Origin of the sequence: Bacteroides sp. AM44-19 (genome assembly GCF_003603395.1) — a bacterium.
Taxonomy (GTDB): Bacteria; Bacteroidota; Bacteroidia; order Bacteroidales; family Bacteroidaceae; genus Bacteroides; species Bacteroides uniformis.
Window position 1 is genome coordinate 133,025 of the sequence record NZ_QTNB01000010.1, and the last position, 16,778, is coordinate 149,802.

Annotated in this window: 18 protein-coding genes; 11 read left to right on the forward strand and 7 right to left on the reverse strand. The window is 48.8% G+C overall.

Features of this window, described 5'->3' with window-relative positions; all coding sequences use genetic code 11:
* Nucleotides 1-42: 42 nt before the first annotated feature.
* The 8 genes from bamA (at nucleotide 43) to DW947_RS14950 (ending at nucleotide 8,519) form a co-directional block, all read left to right on the forward strand.
* Nucleotides 43-2,682, forward strand: coding sequence for an outer membrane protein assembly factor BamA (gene bamA, locus DW947_RS14915; protein ID WP_117703994.1), 2,640 nt, complete (start codon nucleotides 43-45; stop codon nucleotides 2,680-2,682).
* A gap of 41 nt (nucleotides 2,683-2,723) precedes the next feature.
* Entirely contained in the window at nucleotides 2,724-3,239 is a 516-nt protein-coding gene (locus tag DW947_RS14920) for an OmpH family outer membrane protein (RefSeq protein ID WP_035449860.1), read from the forward strand.
* 128 nt (nucleotides 3,240-3,367) lie between these two features.
* Complete coding sequence (locus DW947_RS14925; RefSeq protein WP_008662872.1) at nucleotides 3,368-3,874, forward strand: OmpH family outer membrane protein; 507 nt, start codon at nucleotides 3,368-3,370, stop codon at nucleotides 3,872-3,874.
* A 109-nt stretch (nucleotides 3,875-3,983) separates the two neighbouring features.
* Nucleotides 3,984-4,823 carry a glutamate racemase gene (gene murI / locus DW947_RS14930; RefSeq protein WP_005825152.1) on the forward strand — a complete coding sequence of 280 codons (840 nt, stop codon included), beginning with the start codon at nucleotides 3,984-3,986 and terminating at the stop codon, nucleotides 4,821-4,823.
* A gap of 75 nt (nucleotides 4,824-4,898) precedes the next feature.
* Complete coding sequence (locus tag DW947_RS14935; RefSeq protein WP_005825154.1) at nucleotides 4,899-5,138, forward strand: DUF2007-related protein; 240 nt, start codon at nucleotides 4,899-4,901, stop codon at nucleotides 5,136-5,138.
* Nucleotides 5,128-6,207: a glutamate 5-kinase gene (gene proB, locus DW947_RS14940; protein WP_035449862.1), complete on the forward strand. Its 1,080-nt coding sequence runs from the start codon at nucleotides 5,128-5,130 to the stop codon at nucleotides 6,205-6,207. The genes DW947_RS14935 and proB overlap by 11 nt, the downstream gene beginning before the upstream one ends.
* 66 nt (nucleotides 6,208-6,273) lie before the next feature.
* The gene (locus tag DW947_RS14945) at nucleotides 6,274-7,521 is read left to right on the forward strand and encodes a glutamate-5-semialdehyde dehydrogenase (RefSeq protein WP_005825156.1); all 1,248 of its coding nucleotides are present in this window, start codon (nucleotides 6,274-6,276) and stop codon (nucleotides 7,519-7,521) included.
* Nucleotides 7,522-7,565: 44 nt separating this feature from the next.
* Nucleotides 7,566-8,519: an acetylornithine carbamoyltransferase gene (locus DW947_RS14950; RefSeq protein ID WP_005825157.1), complete on the forward strand. Its 954-nt coding sequence runs from the start codon at nucleotides 7,566-7,568 to the stop codon at nucleotides 8,517-8,519.
* A gap of 141 nt (nucleotides 8,520-8,660) precedes the next feature.
* On the opposite strand, the gene DW947_RS14955 is transcribed toward DW947_RS14950, so the two are convergent.
* The 7 genes from DW947_RS14955 to rpmH all read right to left on the reverse strand — a co-directional run bounded on the left by DW947_RS14955 (nucleotide 8,661) and on the right by rpmH (nucleotide 13,983).
* A complete protein-coding gene (locus DW947_RS14955) occupies nucleotides 8,661-9,047 on the reverse strand; it encodes a rhodanese-like domain-containing protein (RefSeq protein ID WP_034529412.1) in 387 nt (128 codons plus the stop codon).
* Nucleotides 9,048-9,060: 13 nt separating this feature from the next.
* Entirely contained in the window at nucleotides 9,061-9,729 is a 669-nt protein-coding gene (locus DW947_RS14960) for a hypothetical protein (RefSeq protein ID WP_044467602.1), read from the reverse strand.
* Between the two features lie 4 nt (nucleotides 9,730-9,733).
* The gene (locus tag DW947_RS14965; protein WP_117703995.1) at nucleotides 9,734-10,891 is read right to left on the reverse strand and encodes an acyltransferase; all 1,158 of its coding nucleotides are present in this window, start codon (nucleotides 10,889-10,891) and stop codon (nucleotides 9,734-9,736) included.
* A 12-nt stretch (nucleotides 10,892-10,903) separates the two neighbouring features.
* Nucleotides 10,904-11,884, reverse strand: a complete 981-nt coding sequence (locus DW947_RS14970) for a D-alanine--D-alanine ligase (RefSeq protein ID WP_117749648.1) — start codon at nucleotides 11,882-11,884, stop codon at nucleotides 10,904-10,906.
* Complete coding sequence (locus DW947_RS14975; protein ID WP_117963055.1) at nucleotides 11,881-12,951, reverse strand: RluA family pseudouridine synthase; 1,071 nt, start codon at nucleotides 12,949-12,951, stop codon at nucleotides 11,881-11,883. The genes DW947_RS14970 and DW947_RS14975 overlap by 4 nt, the downstream gene beginning before the upstream one ends.
* Nucleotides 12,952-13,004: 53 nt before the next feature.
* The gene (locus DW947_RS14980; protein ID WP_005825170.1) at nucleotides 13,005-13,652 is read right to left on the reverse strand and encodes a PASTA domain-containing protein; all 648 of its coding nucleotides are present in this window, start codon (nucleotides 13,650-13,652) and stop codon (nucleotides 13,005-13,007) included.
* Nucleotides 13,653-13,821: 169 nt separating this feature from the next.
* A complete protein-coding gene (gene rpmH / locus DW947_RS14985; protein ID WP_004292199.1) occupies nucleotides 13,822-13,983 on the reverse strand; it encodes a 50S ribosomal protein L34 in 162 nt (53 codons plus the stop codon).
* A 194-nt stretch (nucleotides 13,984-14,177) separates the two neighbouring features.
* Between rpmH and efp the strand changes: the two genes are divergently transcribed.
* From efp to radC, 3 genes are all read left to right on the forward strand, one after another.
* Nucleotides 14,178-14,744: an elongation factor P gene (efp, locus tag DW947_RS14990; protein ID WP_005825176.1), complete on the forward strand. Its 567-nt coding sequence runs from the start codon at nucleotides 14,178-14,180 to the stop codon at nucleotides 14,742-14,744.
* A gap of 145 nt (nucleotides 14,745-14,889) precedes the next feature.
* Entirely contained in the window at nucleotides 14,890-15,879 is a 990-nt protein-coding gene (locus tag DW947_RS14995) for a glycosyltransferase (RefSeq protein ID WP_117963054.1), read from the forward strand.
* 31 nt (nucleotides 15,880-15,910) lie between these two features.
* Nucleotides 15,911-16,597: a RadC family protein gene (gene radC / locus DW947_RS15000; RefSeq protein ID WP_005825180.1), complete on the forward strand. Its 687-nt coding sequence runs from the start codon at nucleotides 15,911-15,913 to the stop codon at nucleotides 16,595-16,597.
* Nucleotides 16,598-16,778 lie beyond the last annotated feature (181 nt).

The following is a 16,778-nucleotide window of genomic DNA, read 5'->3' on the forward strand; positions in this document are numbered from 1 at the left end:
CACAAATAGTAAATAGTAAATTGTAAAATAGTAAATAAAAAGATGCACTATCGTATTTTCTCCATACTCGTAACGTTTGTCTGCCTTTTCGGCTGCGCACTGACAACAGCAGCACAGGACGTAAACAACACCGATGAAACCGAAAAGCCGGTTATACTCTATTCGGGAACACCCAAGAAGTATGAAATAGCCGACATTAAGGTCGAAGGAGCCCAGAACTATGAGGATTATGTAATTGTCGGATTGTCCGGACTATCCAAAGGGCAGACTATCACCGTGCCGGGTGACGAGATTACACAAGCTTGTAAGCGCTACTGGCGCCACGGTCTGTTCTCTGACGTGGAAATTACAGCAGACAAGATTGAAGGCGACCAAATTTGGCTGACCATTCATCTGACCATGCGTCCGCGTGTTTCCGACATACGCTACAACGGTGTGAAGAAGTCAGAGCGTGAAGACCTGGAAAGCAGAATCGGCATGATAAAGGGCGGTCAGATTACACCTAATCTGGTGGACCGCGCCAAGACCTTGATAAAGCGCTATTTTGACGACAAGGGCTTCAAGAATGCAGATGTAATCATCACCCAACGTGATGATCCGGAAAAGAAGAATGAAGTGATTGTCAACATCGACATCGACAAGAAGGAGAAAGTGAAAGTACATCAAATCACCATTGTAGGCAACGAGGCCCTCACGACCAAGAAGCTGAAGCGTGTGATGAAGAAAACAAACGAAAAGGGCAAGCTGCTCAATCTGTTCCGCACCAAGAAATTCATTGAGGACAACTACGAAGCGGACAAACAGCTGATTATCGACAAATACAACGAACTGGGTTATCGTGACGCCATCATCGTGACAGACAGTATCAAGCCCTACGATGACCGTACTGTAGACATCTTTATGCAAATTGATGAAGGGCAGAAATACTACCTCCGCAATGTAACCTGGGTAGGTAACACACTGTATCCTTCCGAACAACTGAACTTCCTCCTCCAGATGAAGAAGGGTGACGTCTACAACCAAAAGTTACTTGAAGAACGTACAATGACCGATGACGATGCCATCGGCAACCTCTACTACAACAACGGTTATCTGTTCTACAGCCTCGAACCGGTGGAAGTAAACATCGTGGGCGACTCCATCGACTTGGAAATGCGTATCTACGAAGGCCGCCAGGCTACCATCAATAAAGTCAGCATCAACGGTAACGACCGTTTGTATGAAAACGTAGTACGCCGTGAACTCCGTACCCGTCCGGGCGAACTCTTCAGCCGTGAAGACCTGATGCGTTCCATGCGTGAAATCCAGCAGATGGGACACTTCGACCCCGAACAAATCCAGCCCGACATCCAGCCGAGACCGGAAGACGGCACGGTAGACATCGGTTATGACCTTGTATCCAAAGCCAACGACCAGGTAGAGTTCTCCGCCGGTTGGGGACAAACGGGTATTATCGGTAAGTTAAGTCTGAAGTTCACCAACTTCTCTCTGTCCAACCTGCTGCATCCGGGTGAGAACTACCGCGGTATCCTCCCGCAAGGCGATGGTCAGACATTGACCATCAGCGGCCAGACCAATGCCAAATACTATCAGTCATACAGCGTTTCATTCTACGACCCGTGGTTTGGCGGTAAACGCCCGAATGCATTCTCCGTATCGGCTTTCTATTCCCGCCAGACCGACATCAGTAGCCGTTATTACAATTCAGCCTACATGAACAGCTATTACAACAGCTATTATAGCGGTATGTATGGCTACGGTATGTACAACTACGGCAATTACAACAACTACGAGAATTATTACGACCCGGACAAATCTATCCAGATGTATGGTCTTGCAGTGATGTTCGGTAAGCGTTTGAAGTGGCCGGATGACTACTTCCAGTTCACAGCCGAGTTGTCTTACCAACGCTATGTTCTGAGTGACTGGCAGTACTTCCCGGTTACCAACGGTAAGTGTAATAACCTCAGCCTCAACCTGACCTTGTCCCGTAGCTCTATCGACAACCCGATTTATCCGCGCCAAGGTTCCGAGTTCTCGTTGTCTGCACAAATCACACCGCCTTTCTCTCTGTTCGACGGTACCGATTACAGCAAGTACAGCACCAGCAACCAGGAAGACATGAACAAGATGCACAAGTGGATTGAATACCACAAGTGGAAATTCAAATCCAAAATCTATATCCCGTTGATGGACCCGATTACCGTCAAACGTACTCCGGTATTGATGGGACGTGTAGAATTCGGTTTGCTGGGACATTACAACAAATACAAGAAGTCTCCGTTCGAAACGTTTGACGTGGGTGGTGACGGTATGACCGGCTACTCCAGCTATGCTACAGAAAGCATCGCCCTCCGTGGTTATGAGAACAGCTCATTGACTCCATACGGCTCTGAAGGTTATGCCTATACACGTCTCGGACTGGAATTAAGATATCCTTTGATGCTCGAAACAAGTACCAGTATTTATGCGTTAACGTTTGTGGAAGCCGGTAATGCATGGCATGATGTCAATAAGTTCAACCCATTCGAATTGAAGCGTTCAGCCGGTGTCGGTGTCCGCATCTTCCTCCCGATGATCGGTATGATGGGTATCGACTGGGCTTACGGTTTCGACAAAATAATGGGTTCCTCGCAATATGGCGGTAGCCAGTTCCACTTCATCCTGGGACAGGAATTCTAAGCAATGGACAATTGATAATTGACAATTAATGCAGTATCGTTATGAAGAAGAGTTTATTGATCCTTTTTACGCTGTTTGCAGTAAGCATAACAGCCGGTGCACAGAAGTTCGCCTTGATTGACATGGAATATATCCTGGAAAATATTCCTGCTTACGAACGTGCCAATGAACAACTGGAGCAATCCTCCAGACAATGGCAGAGTGAGGTCGAAAAGATTTCCGAAGAAGCCAAGACTCTGTACAAGAACTATCAGTCTCAGATTGCTTCCCTTTCTGAAACACAGAGAGGTAAAAAGGAAGAAGAGATTGTCGCTAAAGAGAAATCAGCAGCCGAACTGCGCCGCAAATACTTCGGTCCGGAAGGCGAACTGTATAAAAAACGTGAAAGTCTGATGCAACCCATTCAAGACGAAATATACAATGCTGTAAAGGAAATTGCTACACAAAACGGATATGCAGCAGTTGTAGACCGCGCTTCCGCATCAAGTATCATTTTTGCCTCACCGAGTATTGACGTCAGCAATGAGGTACTTGCAAAACTGGGATATTCAAATTAATTTCATACATTTGTTTCAGAATATAGACTGCATTCTGGATTAAAAATAAGCGAGCTTATTTTGTATTGCGTTCAGTTTGCGCTATATTTGTCCCCGACGAATAATCATTCAAATAAATAATAAACATTATGCTTAAAAAAATCGCACTACTCGTAGTTATGTTCGCCCTCCCGCTGGGAGCTATGGCGCAAGCTAAATTCGCTCACATGAATTCTCAGGAAGTAATCACTGTTATGCCTGAATTTACCAAAGCTCAAGCTGACCTTGATGCTATGTCTAAGAAATATCAGGATGAAATGCAGCGCACTAACGAAGAATTCCAAAAGAAGTATCAGGAATATCTTGTTCAACAAGATTCTTTGCCCAAAAACATCGCTGAAAGACGCCAGAAAGAATTAAACGATATGGCCCAACGCCAAGAACAATTCCAACAAGAAGCTTATCAAAGTATGCAGAAAGCACAGCAGGATGCTATGGCTCCTATCTATAAGAAACTGGACGAAGCTATCCAAGCTGTCGGCAAAACTGAAGGTGTTGTCTACATTTTCGACTTGGCCCGTACCCCGATACCATTCGTAGGAGCACAGAGCGTTGATGTAACTGCCAAAGTTAAAACACAATTGGGCATTAAATAATAGAATTATTTATGATAAAGCAAGCGCGGATAGTTTTATCCGCGCTTATTTTTTATACATTACTGAGAAATTTGAATTATCTTTGCATGGTACATAGCCTTTAGAACGCATGAAACAGACATTACCTTCTGCAGCCGGTCCCATCGGAATATTCGATTCCGGATATGGCGGACTGACCATCCTGAGCAAGATACGGGAAGCCCTTCCCCAATATGATTACATTTATCTGGGCGACAACGCGCGCGCGCCTTACGGAACCCGTTCGTTCGAGATTGTCTATGAGTTCACCTTGCAGGCAGTCACCAAACTGTTCGAGATGGGTTGTCACCTCGTCATTCTGGCATGCAATACAGCTTCGGCAAAAGCTCTGCGCAACATACAAATGAATGATTTGCCTCGCCTCGACCCTATGCGCCGTGTGTTGGGAGTAATCCGCCCAACCGTAGAATGCATAGGGAACATAACCCAAAGCCGCCATGTGGGAGTGCTTGCCACGGCAGGAACCATCAAGTCTGAATCCTATCCGCTGGAAGTGCATAAACTCTTCCCCGACATCAAAGTGAGCGGTGAAGCCTGCCCTCTATGGGTATCCCTCGTAGAAAACAATGAGGCACAAGGTGAGGGTACTGACTACTTCATACGCAAAAACATCGGCAACCTGCTGGCCAAAGACACGCAGATAGACACCGTCATTCTGGGCTGCACGCACTTCCCGTTGCTGCTGCCCAAGATACAGCAATACATGCCCGACGGCATCACGACCGTCACCCAGGGGGAACTGGTAGCAGACAGCCTGAAAGACTATCTTCACCGCCATCCGGAAATGGACAAAAAATGTACCAAAGGTGGAAGATGCGTCTACCGCACCACGGAATCGGAGGAGAAATTCACAGAATCGGCTTCTACTTTCCTGAATGAATCGATAAGAGTTGAGAGGATTGAACTATAAATTCGTCAGCATTAAACATTAAAACAAAAACATTTGTTATATTTGTAAGACAGAAACCTCTAAATTCATACCATCATGAAAGAAGAAGACAAAAGCAAACTCGTTGAGGTGTTCACCGGTTCACCGTGGGAAGCAGAACTCGTAAAGAGCCTGCTGGGAAATAGTGATATTGAAGCTGTAACAAAAGACGGAATGGTAGTAAACGTTGTACTGCCTGCCACTGCGGTAGATGTTTCCGTTCTCGTCAATGAGAAGGACTACGAAGCCGCCATGGAAGTAGTCCGTGAATACGAAAAGAGAGAAAATGGAGATTGATTTCAATAGAATTGCTGTCAAGGTAGGCAGCAATGTTTTAACACGTCGTGACGGCACTCTCGACGTCACCCGCATGTCCGCTTTGGTGGACCAGATAGCCGAGCTGCACAAGGCCGGCATAGAAATAATACTTGTTTCTTCCGGAGCCGTTGCTTCGGGACGTAGTGAAGTGCGCCCCACCAAGAAGTTGGACAGCGTAGACCAGCGCCAGCTCTTTTCCGCTGTAGGGCAGGCCAAACTCATCAACCGCTACTACGAGCTGTTCCGGGAGCATGGCATCCCCGTGGGACAAGTGCTCACAATGAAAGAGAACTTTTCCACCCGCCGCCATTACCTCAACCAGAAAAACTGTATGACCGTAATGCTGGAGAACGGCGTCATTCCTATTGTCAATGAGAACGACACCATCTCCGTGAGCGAACTGATGTTCACCGACAACGATGAGCTGTCCGGCCTGATAGCCTCCATGATGGATGCCCAGGCACTAATCATTCTCAGCAATATAGACGGTATCTACAACGGTTCACCCGCCGACCCGGAGTCTCAAGTCATCCGTGAAATAGAACAAGGCAAAGACCTCTCCTCCTACATACAAACTTCCAAGTCCAGCTTCGGACGCGGCGGCATGCTGACAAAAACCAACATTGCCCGCAAAGTGGCGGATGAGGGCATCACAGTAATCATAGCCAACGGGAAGCGGGACAACATCCTTGTGAAAATAATGAATAATGAAGAATTAAACTATACCCGTTTCATTCCGTCTCCGGAACCGGTATCGAGCATCAAGAAATGGATTGCGCACAGCGAAGGGTTTGCCAAAGGCGAACTGCACATCAATCATTGTGCCACCGAACTGCTCTTCTCGGACAAAGCAGTAAGCATCCTACCGGTAGGCATCACTGACGTTATAGGCGAGTTCGAGAAGGACGACATCGTACGGATTATCGACTTCGGCGGTAAACCCATCGGTGTGGGAAAAGCCAACTGTGACTCCAGCCAGGCACGGGAAACAATGGGAAAACATGGAAAGAAACCCGTAGTGCACTACGACTACCTATATATAGAATAGGACACAGACGGATACTATCCACGATATTCATACTTGCATATTTATCACTCTATACTCAGTAAGAAAATGAACTTAAACAAAACTTTTGTCGCCGTACAAGATGCCAGCCGTAACATGCTAGCGTTGAGCGACAAAGAAATCAACCAAATATTACTGGCTGTTGCAGACGCTGCCATAAACAAAACAGACTTCATTCTGAGTGAAAACCAGAAGGATTTGGAGCGTATGCCTTCTACCGACCCTAAATACGACCGCCTGAAACTGACAAAAAGCCGTTTGCAGGACATCGCTGCGGACATCCGCAACGTAGCCGCCCTCCCTTCTCCTTTGGGAAAAGTCCTTAAAGAGAACGTATTACCCAACGGATTGAAGATAAAAAGGGTCAGTGTACCTTTCGGTGTCATAGGCATTATCTACGAAGCCCGTCCCAACGTCAGTTTCGATGTATTCTCACTCTGCCTTAAAAGCGGCAATGCCTGTATTCTGAAAGGCGGAAGCGATGCAGACTATTCCAACCGTGCCATAATCAGCGTGATACACGAGGTACTGGAGCATTTCAACGTAGATACACATATCGTGGAACTGCTTCCTGCCGACAGAGAGGCGACTGCCGAACTACTGCATGCCAACGATTATGTAGATTTGATAATTCCGCGCGGCAGCAGCAGCCTGATAAACTTCGTACGCCAGAATGCCACAGTACCGGTTATAGAGACAGGTGCCGGCGTATGCCATACGTTCTTCGACCGCTATGGCGATATAAGCATAGGTCCATCTATCATTGCCAATGCAAAGACACGCCGGGTCAGTGTATGCAACGCTTTGGATTGCCTGATTATCGAAGCCGACAGCCTGGCTAATTTGCCCGACCTATGCCTGCCGCTGCAATCAAGCAATGTAGAGATATTTGCCGATGAACCCGCCTACCACAGTCTGCGTGACAAATATCCCGTCGAGCTGTTGAGACTTGCCACTGAAGACTGCTACGGCAGAGAGTTTCTGGACTACAAGATGGCCATTAAAACCGTGAATTCTTTCCAGGAAGCATTGGCACATATCCGGAAGTACGGTTCCAAACATAGCGAATGCATCATTACGGACGACAAGACACGTGCCGAATGGTTCTGCCGGGAAGTGGACGCCGCTTGCGTATACGTCAATGCACCGACCTCTTTCACCGACGGCGCACAATTCGGACTCGGTGCCGAGATTGGCATCAGCACCCAGAAGCTACACGCCCGCGGTCCGATGGCTCTGGAAGAAATCACCACATACAAATGGATTGTCGAAGGTTCCGGACAGACCAGACCTTGACAGCCGAATAACAAAGATATAGATACACTAAAAAGACTGTAAATATGAAGAACTTTACTTGCGTGCAGGACATCGGTAACCTGAAGTCTGCACTGGACGAAGCATTCGAGATTAAAAAAGACCGTTTCAAATATGTGGAACTGGGACGTAACAAAACGCTGATGATGATTTTCTTCAACTCCAGCCTGCGTACCCGCCTCAGTACACAGAAGGCTGCATTGAATCTGGGCATGAACGTAATTGTACTGGACATCAACCAGGGAGCCTGGAAACTGGAGACAGAGCGTGGTGTCATCATGGACGGTGACAAACCGGAACACTTACTGGAAGCCATTCCCGTGATGGGCTGCTATTGCGACGTCATCGGCGTACGTTCTTTTGCACGCTTCGAAAATAAGGAAGACGATTACAACGAAGTGATACTGGAGCAGTTCATCAAGCATTCCGGCCGGCCGGTATTCTCCATGGAGGCTGCCACACGCCATCCGCTGCAGAGTTTTGCCGACCTGATAACCATTGAGGAATATAAGAAGACGGCACGCCCCAAAGTAGTGATGACATGGGCTCCACATCCGCGTCCATTGCCCCAGGCTGTCCCCAACTCCTTTGCCGAATGGATGAATGCAACTGATTATGACTTTGTGATTACACATCCCGAAGGTTATGAACTCGACCCCAAGTTCGTAGGAAATGCCCGCGTAGAATATGACCAGATGAAAGCTTTTGAAGGAGCCGATTTTGTCTATGCCAAGAACTGGGCGGCCTATACAGGCGACAACTACGGACAAATATTGAGCAAAGACCGCACCTGGACAGTAGGCGAGCGCCAGATGGCCGTTACCAACAATGCCTACTTCATGCACTGCCTGCCGGTTCGACGCAACATGATTGTGACGGATGATGTGATAGAAAGCCCGCAGTCCATCGTAATCCCCGAAGCGGCCAACCGGGAGATTTCAGCAACAGTGGTGCTAAAGAGACTGCTTGAAAGCCTCTAACCAGAGGACAAGACTACTTTATTCTTTTTAGGCGCGGATTACGCGGAAAACGCGGATTCTTTTCTTAAATTTTTTCCGTGAAATCCGCGTAATCCTCGCCTAAAAAGAAATTATAGCAAATGCATTTCAGCTACACCGCTATTACTTTTCCACTTCTTTGCCCGCTTCTTCCCAACCGATGAAACCTTTGTCAAGGTCATAGATTATATATCCTTTTTTGCTCAGTATGGCAGCGGCCTTTTTACTACGCTTACCACTACGACAATATACTGCAACCGGTTTGTCCTTCTGCAGAGTGGAGTCGGCCATCGTTTCAAACGACTCATCCAATACATTGATATTGATACTGTGGGGCACGTGTCCTTCCGAGTATTCGGCAACAGTACGCACATCCAGAAGCTGCACCTCCGGATTGGCTATCAATGTGGAAAAGTCATCTACCGAAACAGACTTGAACTGTCCCTCCTTCTGCTGGCAGGAAAAGAGGGTGGTAAAAACGAGGCAAAAGCCCGCGAACAATGTCTTCATCGAATATTTCATTTTAGTCAGGGTTATAAACAAAATCGTAAGTCTTGATGTCACCGGAATAAGTGTGCACACTGAAATGAACCATAACCTTCTGTATACCCTCTGCCGCATACTGCCGCAAAGGTACGGAAGCGTAGGCACGCCTGGTATAAGACACCACCTCCTCCTTTGCGTCATGATACAGCGTCAGATATACTTCACTACACCCGGTAGCAGTATCCACAATCACTTCATCCTCAATAAAATGGAACTTATGTTCACCATTCTCCTTGACTATCAGTGTCATATTGAGATAGTCGAGTCCCATCCAGATACCCAGTACATCAGTAGGGTCTGTCCTGACGCCCTCCTCGAACTTGTCGGCCGTTTGGGGAGCGACAGAAAGAACACCGCTCAAGGCATACAGCACCGCACCGGCAGTTCCATCGGCAGTTACCTCCGAAGCATAATTACTGATGACACGTACCGAGGCGTTTGCCTCTATGTTCGTCTTTGTCTTGTCCTCCACTACCGGCAAGGTTTCCCCTTCATCCGTCACAACAGACTGCAGATAGCCGTCAGCCCCCGAAAAGGCAGTCAGGAACTCCAGCTTCACGGAAGGATAATGATAATCATCATCGCCACAACCAGTCAACAGACAGGCCAACAAAGGCAAAAGCCACCAATCACAGTACTTCTTCATGTATTCATTCTTTTATAGCCGCCAGATAATTCTTCAACGGGTTGGCATACATCAGCAGCATTTTTCCGCGCAGGAAGTCCACGTCCTTATTAGGAATGGAGATACGCTCCAACTGTTGTTCTATATAGGCCGTGAAGCGCTGCTTATCCCCGGCAGTGTAATGGCCGGAAAAATCCTCCTTCCCCTCGAGAAGGTCGTGCGCCACATAATTATTGGGATACATCCGGTAGCTGGCATGAATGCGTTTGTCTATCAGTGCAGACATGCGTGCAAAGAGTTCGGGCTTCGGAAGTGAACGGTCCATCTTCGCCAATTCATCATTCATGCAGGCACCCGTCTGGAAATGTACCCGCCCTTTATAGCCGAACAGTCCGGTCTGCATATTCAGCAAGTCGTCAGCCGTCGTTTTCTTATAGCCTTCAATGTCCCGTTTCAGTTGGAACTCCTGCGCTTTCAGGAAGTCGCAAGGGTCGTATTCATAGGAAATGGCAAGCGGAGCTATATTCATTTCCATTAAGCGGTCAATGACGTCGCCTTCACCGCCTATTGCCAGCATCTTCAGCACACTGTCCTGCGTGCGGTCGTTGGAATCCTTGGCACGCCCTTCACGTTGTGCAATCCAGATAGACTGTTTCTTCTCACTGATGGTATAATGCATATAGCGGGACATGCGTGCGGAAGCCTCCAGCATCTGGCGCATGGTCAACGCACGCAGCACAATGAAGGACTTGTTGACACGCACGAATTTCTTAATCCACGGATAGACAAGCAGGTTGTCGCCAATGGCTATCTCTACCGTATCCATACCCTGGTCTACCAAAAGAATGGACAAGAAACCGGAATCGAGAATAATGTCGCGATGATTGGAGATATAGGTATACGCCGCCGACTTGTCTGCCGGCAACGCGGTATGGTCCAAAGTCAATCCATCCGTAGCCTCCTTCGCCAATTTCCACAGAAGCCCATAGCAGAAGGTCTTCTGAAATTCCAGCTTGGTTTTACACGCGCGCATTTTCTGCGACCAGACTTCAAAAGGTACACCAGGCATCACAGTATCCACTGCCTGCCGGAACGCCGCATCGGCAATCAGTTCCTCATAGACTTGAGGAAGTTCCTCATCATGATAAGGACGGATTTCATCAAATTCCACGTTCGCATTCATAATGAATAATGATTAATCCTTAAACTTGTTTTCTATAATATCTGTCATTACATCCTTCATCTCCATTCCGGCAGCACGAACCTGCTGGGGAATAAAGCTGGTGGCAGTCATTCCGGGGGTGGTATTCACCTCCAGCAGATTGATTTTTTCCCCTTCGGTAATGATATAGTCCACACGGATAATGCCGTAGGCCCCGAGTATATCATAAATGGCAGAAGTCAGCGTCTGCACCCGGCGGGTCAAATCGTCCGAGATGCGGGCGGGAGTAATCTCGTCAGACGCACCATTATACTTAGCTTCATAATCGAAGTACTCGTTGTAGCTCACCACCTCCGTAATGGGGAACACTACGGACTTGTCTTTTGTTTTGTAACAGCCGCAGGTAATCTCGGTCCCGTCCATAAAGGCCTCCACCACTACTTCCTGCGCTTCCGCAAATGCCTTGGTTATGGCAGGCTGTATCTGCTCTTTCGCCGTCACCTTGGTCACGCCGAAGCTGGAACCTCCCAAGCTGGGCTTAATGAAACAAGGCAGGCCGATTTTCTCCATCACATCTTCATCCGTTACCGACTGTCCGCCGCGCAGCAACAACGATTCGGCAATGCGCACACCGAAACCTTTCAGATACTGGTTGCAGGCAAACTTATCGTACGTGAGCGACGCTGCCAGTACTCCGCAACACGAATAAGGGATGTGGAGCATATCAAAATAGCCCTGCAGACGGCCGTCCTCACCCGGAGTTCCGTGGATGGTGATATAGGCAAAGTCGAATGTCACTTTCTCGCCATCCAGCACGAAGCTGAAGTCATTGCGGTCTACCGGAGCCTTAGCGCCGTCGGGCAGCTGTACATGCCAGTCCAGTCCGTGCATTTCTACAATATATAAGGTATACTTCTCCTTGTCGATGAAGGAGTAAATCCCCTGTGCACTACGCAGGGAGACGTGGAATTCGGAGGTATCTCCTCCGGCTACAATAGCAATCGTGCGTTTCATTCTAATTCTCTGTTACTGATATAGCCTCTCCATTTGTCTATCAGCCGGGTCATGTCATCGGGCAATTCCGAAGTGAAGTACATTTCTTCTCCGGTGACGGGATGCACAAACCCCAGCGTCATGGCATGCAATGCCTGCCGCGGACAAGTGTCGAAGCAGTTGTTTACAAATTGTTTGTATTTGGCAAAATGGGTTCCTTTCAGGATTTCGTGTCCGCCGTAACGTTCGTCGTTGAAAAGTATGTGTCCGATGTGCTTCATGTGCACACGGATTTGATGGGTGCGTCCCGTTTCAAGGATACATTCCACCAGTGTGACGTATCCCAAACGTTCGAGCACCCGGTAATGGGTGACGGCATGCTTTCCCTGGTCGTCGGGGAGGACGGTCATCTGCATGCGGTCTCTGGGATTACGACCGATATTGCCGACAACGGTCCCTTCATCCTGTTCCACATTTCCCCAGACCAGCGCCTGGTAACGGCGTTTTGTCGTCTTGTTGAAGAACTGGTTGCCGAGATTCGTCTTGGCATCCGGAGTCTTGGCTATCACCAGCAGGCCGGAGGTGTCCTTGTCGATGCGGTGCACCAGTCCCACATGCGGGTCATTGGCATCATAATCGGGATTATCCTTCATATGCCAGGCTATGGCGTTGACAAGCGTACCGTGATAGTTGCCATGACCGGGGTGCACCACCAGACCGGCAGGTTTGTTCACTACCATCAGATACTTGTCCTCATATACTATATCAAGGGGGATGTCTTCGGGGATGACTTCATTCTCATAGCGTGGACGGTCCATCATCACAGTGATTACATCCATCGGCTTCACCTTATAGCTGCTTTTCACAGCCTTGCCGTTCGCCATCACGAAGCCAGCATCGGCAGCCTTCTGGATGCGATTACGCGAAGAGTTCGTCAAGCGGTCGAACAGATACTTGTCCACCCGCACCATCTCCTGCCCCTTGTCCACCACCACACGGAAGTGTTCATAGAGTTGAGCCTCGTCACCCACCGGCTCTACGTCGTCCAGTTCATCACTATCTATGTCATCCGGCAATTCTTCTATCATCACGGCATTTACAATTTGACTATTTACAATTTACGATTGGAGTCAGATGTTTATCAGAACCAGGACTCGTCTGCCGCAGAGTCTTCGGACAACACGGGTTCAACGGTACCTCCCACGGCATCCACTCCCAGGGAGTCTGCCTTCAAGGCGCCTCCATCTCCCACCATCAGCGTCAGCACTGCGCCGGTGGGCACTTTCTCGCCGATGGAAAGCTGACGCCCCTTATACTTCACGCCATACACCCAGTCCTTCTCACCCGGAATATACTGTATCTCGGCCAGCTTGAAGCCCGAAGCCAGAATACGCGCTTCCGCCTGCCGCAGCGAACTGTTGTCCGCCACATCGGGCACTATGTGCAGAGGGACTTCAATCGTATTGATTGTAAGATAGATGGTACGTCCTTCCTTTACCTTTTGTCCGGCTGCCGGATTATATTCGAGGATGCAGCCGGCAGGAAGAGTCTTGACATAACTGGAATCCGAAACGATGCAGACCAAGCCGCGGTTACGGAACATTTTCTCGGCTTCCTCCACTCCCATACCCTTCACATCGGGCACTATCACAGCCTCGCCGTGGCGGGTATATATATCCAGTCCTTTCAGCACTCCGAACAGCAATCCCACTACCACAACGGCCATCGCAAGGATGTTCGCCCAGAAGAACCGGTTCTGCCGGAAAGAGAAAAAATCTTTTATTGTCATAATCGATAATGCATTATTTGGGACAAAGATACAATTTTCACCACATAGTACACGGAGTTGGCAATAGTTTTTTCCGGAGAACCGGGCACAATACATAAGAAAAGCTGCAAAAGACCAGAATCAGTCTTTTGCAGCTCCCTTATTTCTTTAATACGAACGAGAACGACTATTATGCCTTTACTCCGTTGTATTCGTCAGAAACAGTCAGTTTCTTTCTGCCTTTAGCACGACGTGCTGCCAATACTCTGCGGCCGTTTGCTGTAGCCATTCTCTCACGGAAACCGTGTTTGTTCTTTCTCTTTCTGTTCGAGGGTTGAAATGTTCTTTTCATTACTGTATCTTGTTTTATGTTATTATTCTCACGAATTCGGGCTGCAAAAATAGGTACTTTTTTCAAATAAACCAAGAGATAACTCATTTTCTCTCAAAAGTTTTTGTGTTTTTTACCGAATTCCATTACTTTTGCACCCGCAAACCAGCACTAAAGAAGTAAATACCAATATAATAATATTAAAGACTATAAGTATGATTAATGCCCAAGACATTAAAATCGGAACTTGCATCCGCATGGACGGCAAGCTGTATTTCTGCATCGACTTCCTGCATGTAAAGCCGGGAAAAGGTAATACCTTCATGCGTACCAAGCTGAAAGACGTGGTGAACGGCTACGTTCTGGAACGTCGTTTCAACATCGGTGAGAAACTGGAAGACGTGCGTGTAGAACGTCGTCCCCACCAATACCTCTATCATGACGGTGACAACTACCAATTCATGAACCAGGAGACTTTTGACCAAATTCCCATCGCCCACGACCTCATCAACGGTGTTGACTTCTTGCTCGAAGGAATGATAGTAGACGTGGTATCAGACGCTTCCACAGAAACCGTGCTCTATGCCGACGTGCCCATCAAGGTTCAGCAGAAGATTACCTATACGGAACCGGGACTGAAAGGCGACACAGCCACCAACACGCTGAAGCCCGCCACAGTAGAATCCGGCGCCACAGTCCGCGTCCCCTTGTTCATCAACGAAGGCGAGACTATCGAAATCGATACGCGCGACGGTTCTTACGTAAGCCGCGTAAAAGCATAATCCCTTTTGGAAATCAGGCAAATGCCCTTTTCATATCATCCCCGGTGCTCCACTTGGCATCCGGGGATTTTTCTTTCCATTTATTCATCTGCAAAGCTTAAATGATATATCTTTGCGGAGACAACCAAAACATAAAGCCATACCCATGAGATACTCCGTCATCATCCCCGTATACAACCGCCCCGATGAGGTGGATGAACTGCTGCAAAGCCTGACGCAGCAAAGTTTCAAGGATTTTGAAGTGATTGTGGTGGAGGACGGCTCCTCCATCCCCTGCAAGCCGGTCACAGAGAAGTATCAGGAACTATTGGACGTGCATTACTATGACAAGCCCAACTCCGGCCCCGGGCAGACCCGTAACTACGGGGCGGAACGAAGCAAGGGCGAATACCTGATAATACTGGATTCGGACTGCATCCTGCCCGAAGGTTATTTCCTTGCTGTGGAAGAAGAGCTGCAGCACGAAGCCGCCGATGCCTTCGGAGGCCCCGACCGCGCGCACGAATCATTCACAAACATACAGAAAGCCATCAACTACTCCATGACCTCCTTCTTCACCACCGGCGGTATCCGTGGGGGGAAGAAGAAGATGGACAAGTTCTATCCGCGCAGCTTCAACATGGGTGTGCGGCAGGAAGTGTACCAAGCCCTGGGCGGATTCTCGCGGATGCGCTTCGGGGAGGACATCGACTTCAGCATCCGAATCTTCAAGGGAGGATATACATGCCGGCTGTTCCCCGGTGCCTGGGTATACCATAAGCGCCGGACAGACTTTCGGAAGTTCTTCAAGCAGGTACACAATTCCGGGATTGCCCGCATCAATCTGTACAAGAAGTATCCGGAATCACTGAAGCTCGTCCACCTGCTGCCGGCCGCATTTACCCTGGGAGTGGCCATATTCCTGCTGGGAACGCTCTTCTGTCCGTACAGCCTGCTGCCCATCGCTCTTTATGCGCTTCTGGTATGCATCGATTCCACTATCCGGAACCGTAGCCTCAGCATCGGGCTCTACTCCGTCGCCGCCGCCTTCATCCAGCTCATCGGATACGGGACGGGGTTCCTGCGCGCCTGGTGGAACCGCTGCATACTTGGCAAGGACGAGTTCGAGGCGTTCAAAAAGAACTTTTACAAATAAGGAGGATTAGGGGTTAAGGATTAGGGATGATATGGAGAAACTGAATATCAACCAGTGGGCTGCAGAGGACCGCCCGCGGGAAAAGATGATGCAGAAAGGGGCGGAAGCCTTGAGCGATGCCGAACTGCTAGCCATCCTCATCGGCTCCGGCAATACGGAAGAAACCGCCGTGACACTGATGCAGCGCATACTCGCCGCCTGCGGCAACGACCTCAACCGCCTGGGCAAATGGGAGGTGCGGGACTTCTCCCGATTCAAAGGCATGGGCCCCGCCAAAAGCATCACCGTCATGGCATCCCTGGAACTGGGCAAACGCCGCAAGCTGCAGGAACGCTCCGGACGTACCGCCATCCGCTCTTCCGCCGACATCTACGAGCTGTTCCATCCCCTGCTCTGCGACCTTGCCACAGAAGAATTCTGGGTACTGCTTATGAACCACGCCGCCAAAGTGATAGACAAGGTACGCATCAGCCGCGGCGGCATCGACCAGACCACCGCCGACGTGCGCAGCATCCTGCGCGAAGCCCTGCTGCAACGCGCCACACAGATAGCCCTTATCCACAACCATCCCTCCGGCAACCCGCACCCCAGTAACGACGACCAGCGGCTGACGGAACTCGTGAGGAAAGCCGCCCAAACCATGAACATACACCTGACCGACCACGTCATCGTCACGGACGGAAGCCATTACAGCTTCAACGACGAAGGATTGCTATAAATAATCCAAGTTACGGACATACTATACGAAAGACAAAAGCGGTCATAACACTAACTATCAGCACATTGTATTTACCTGCTATTTACCAGCCAATGTAAAAGCCGTTACCGCGGTATGTAAAAGCCGTTATGTCTTATCCTGATATAGGTAGACACATTTACAAACTAATAAATGTGTTACT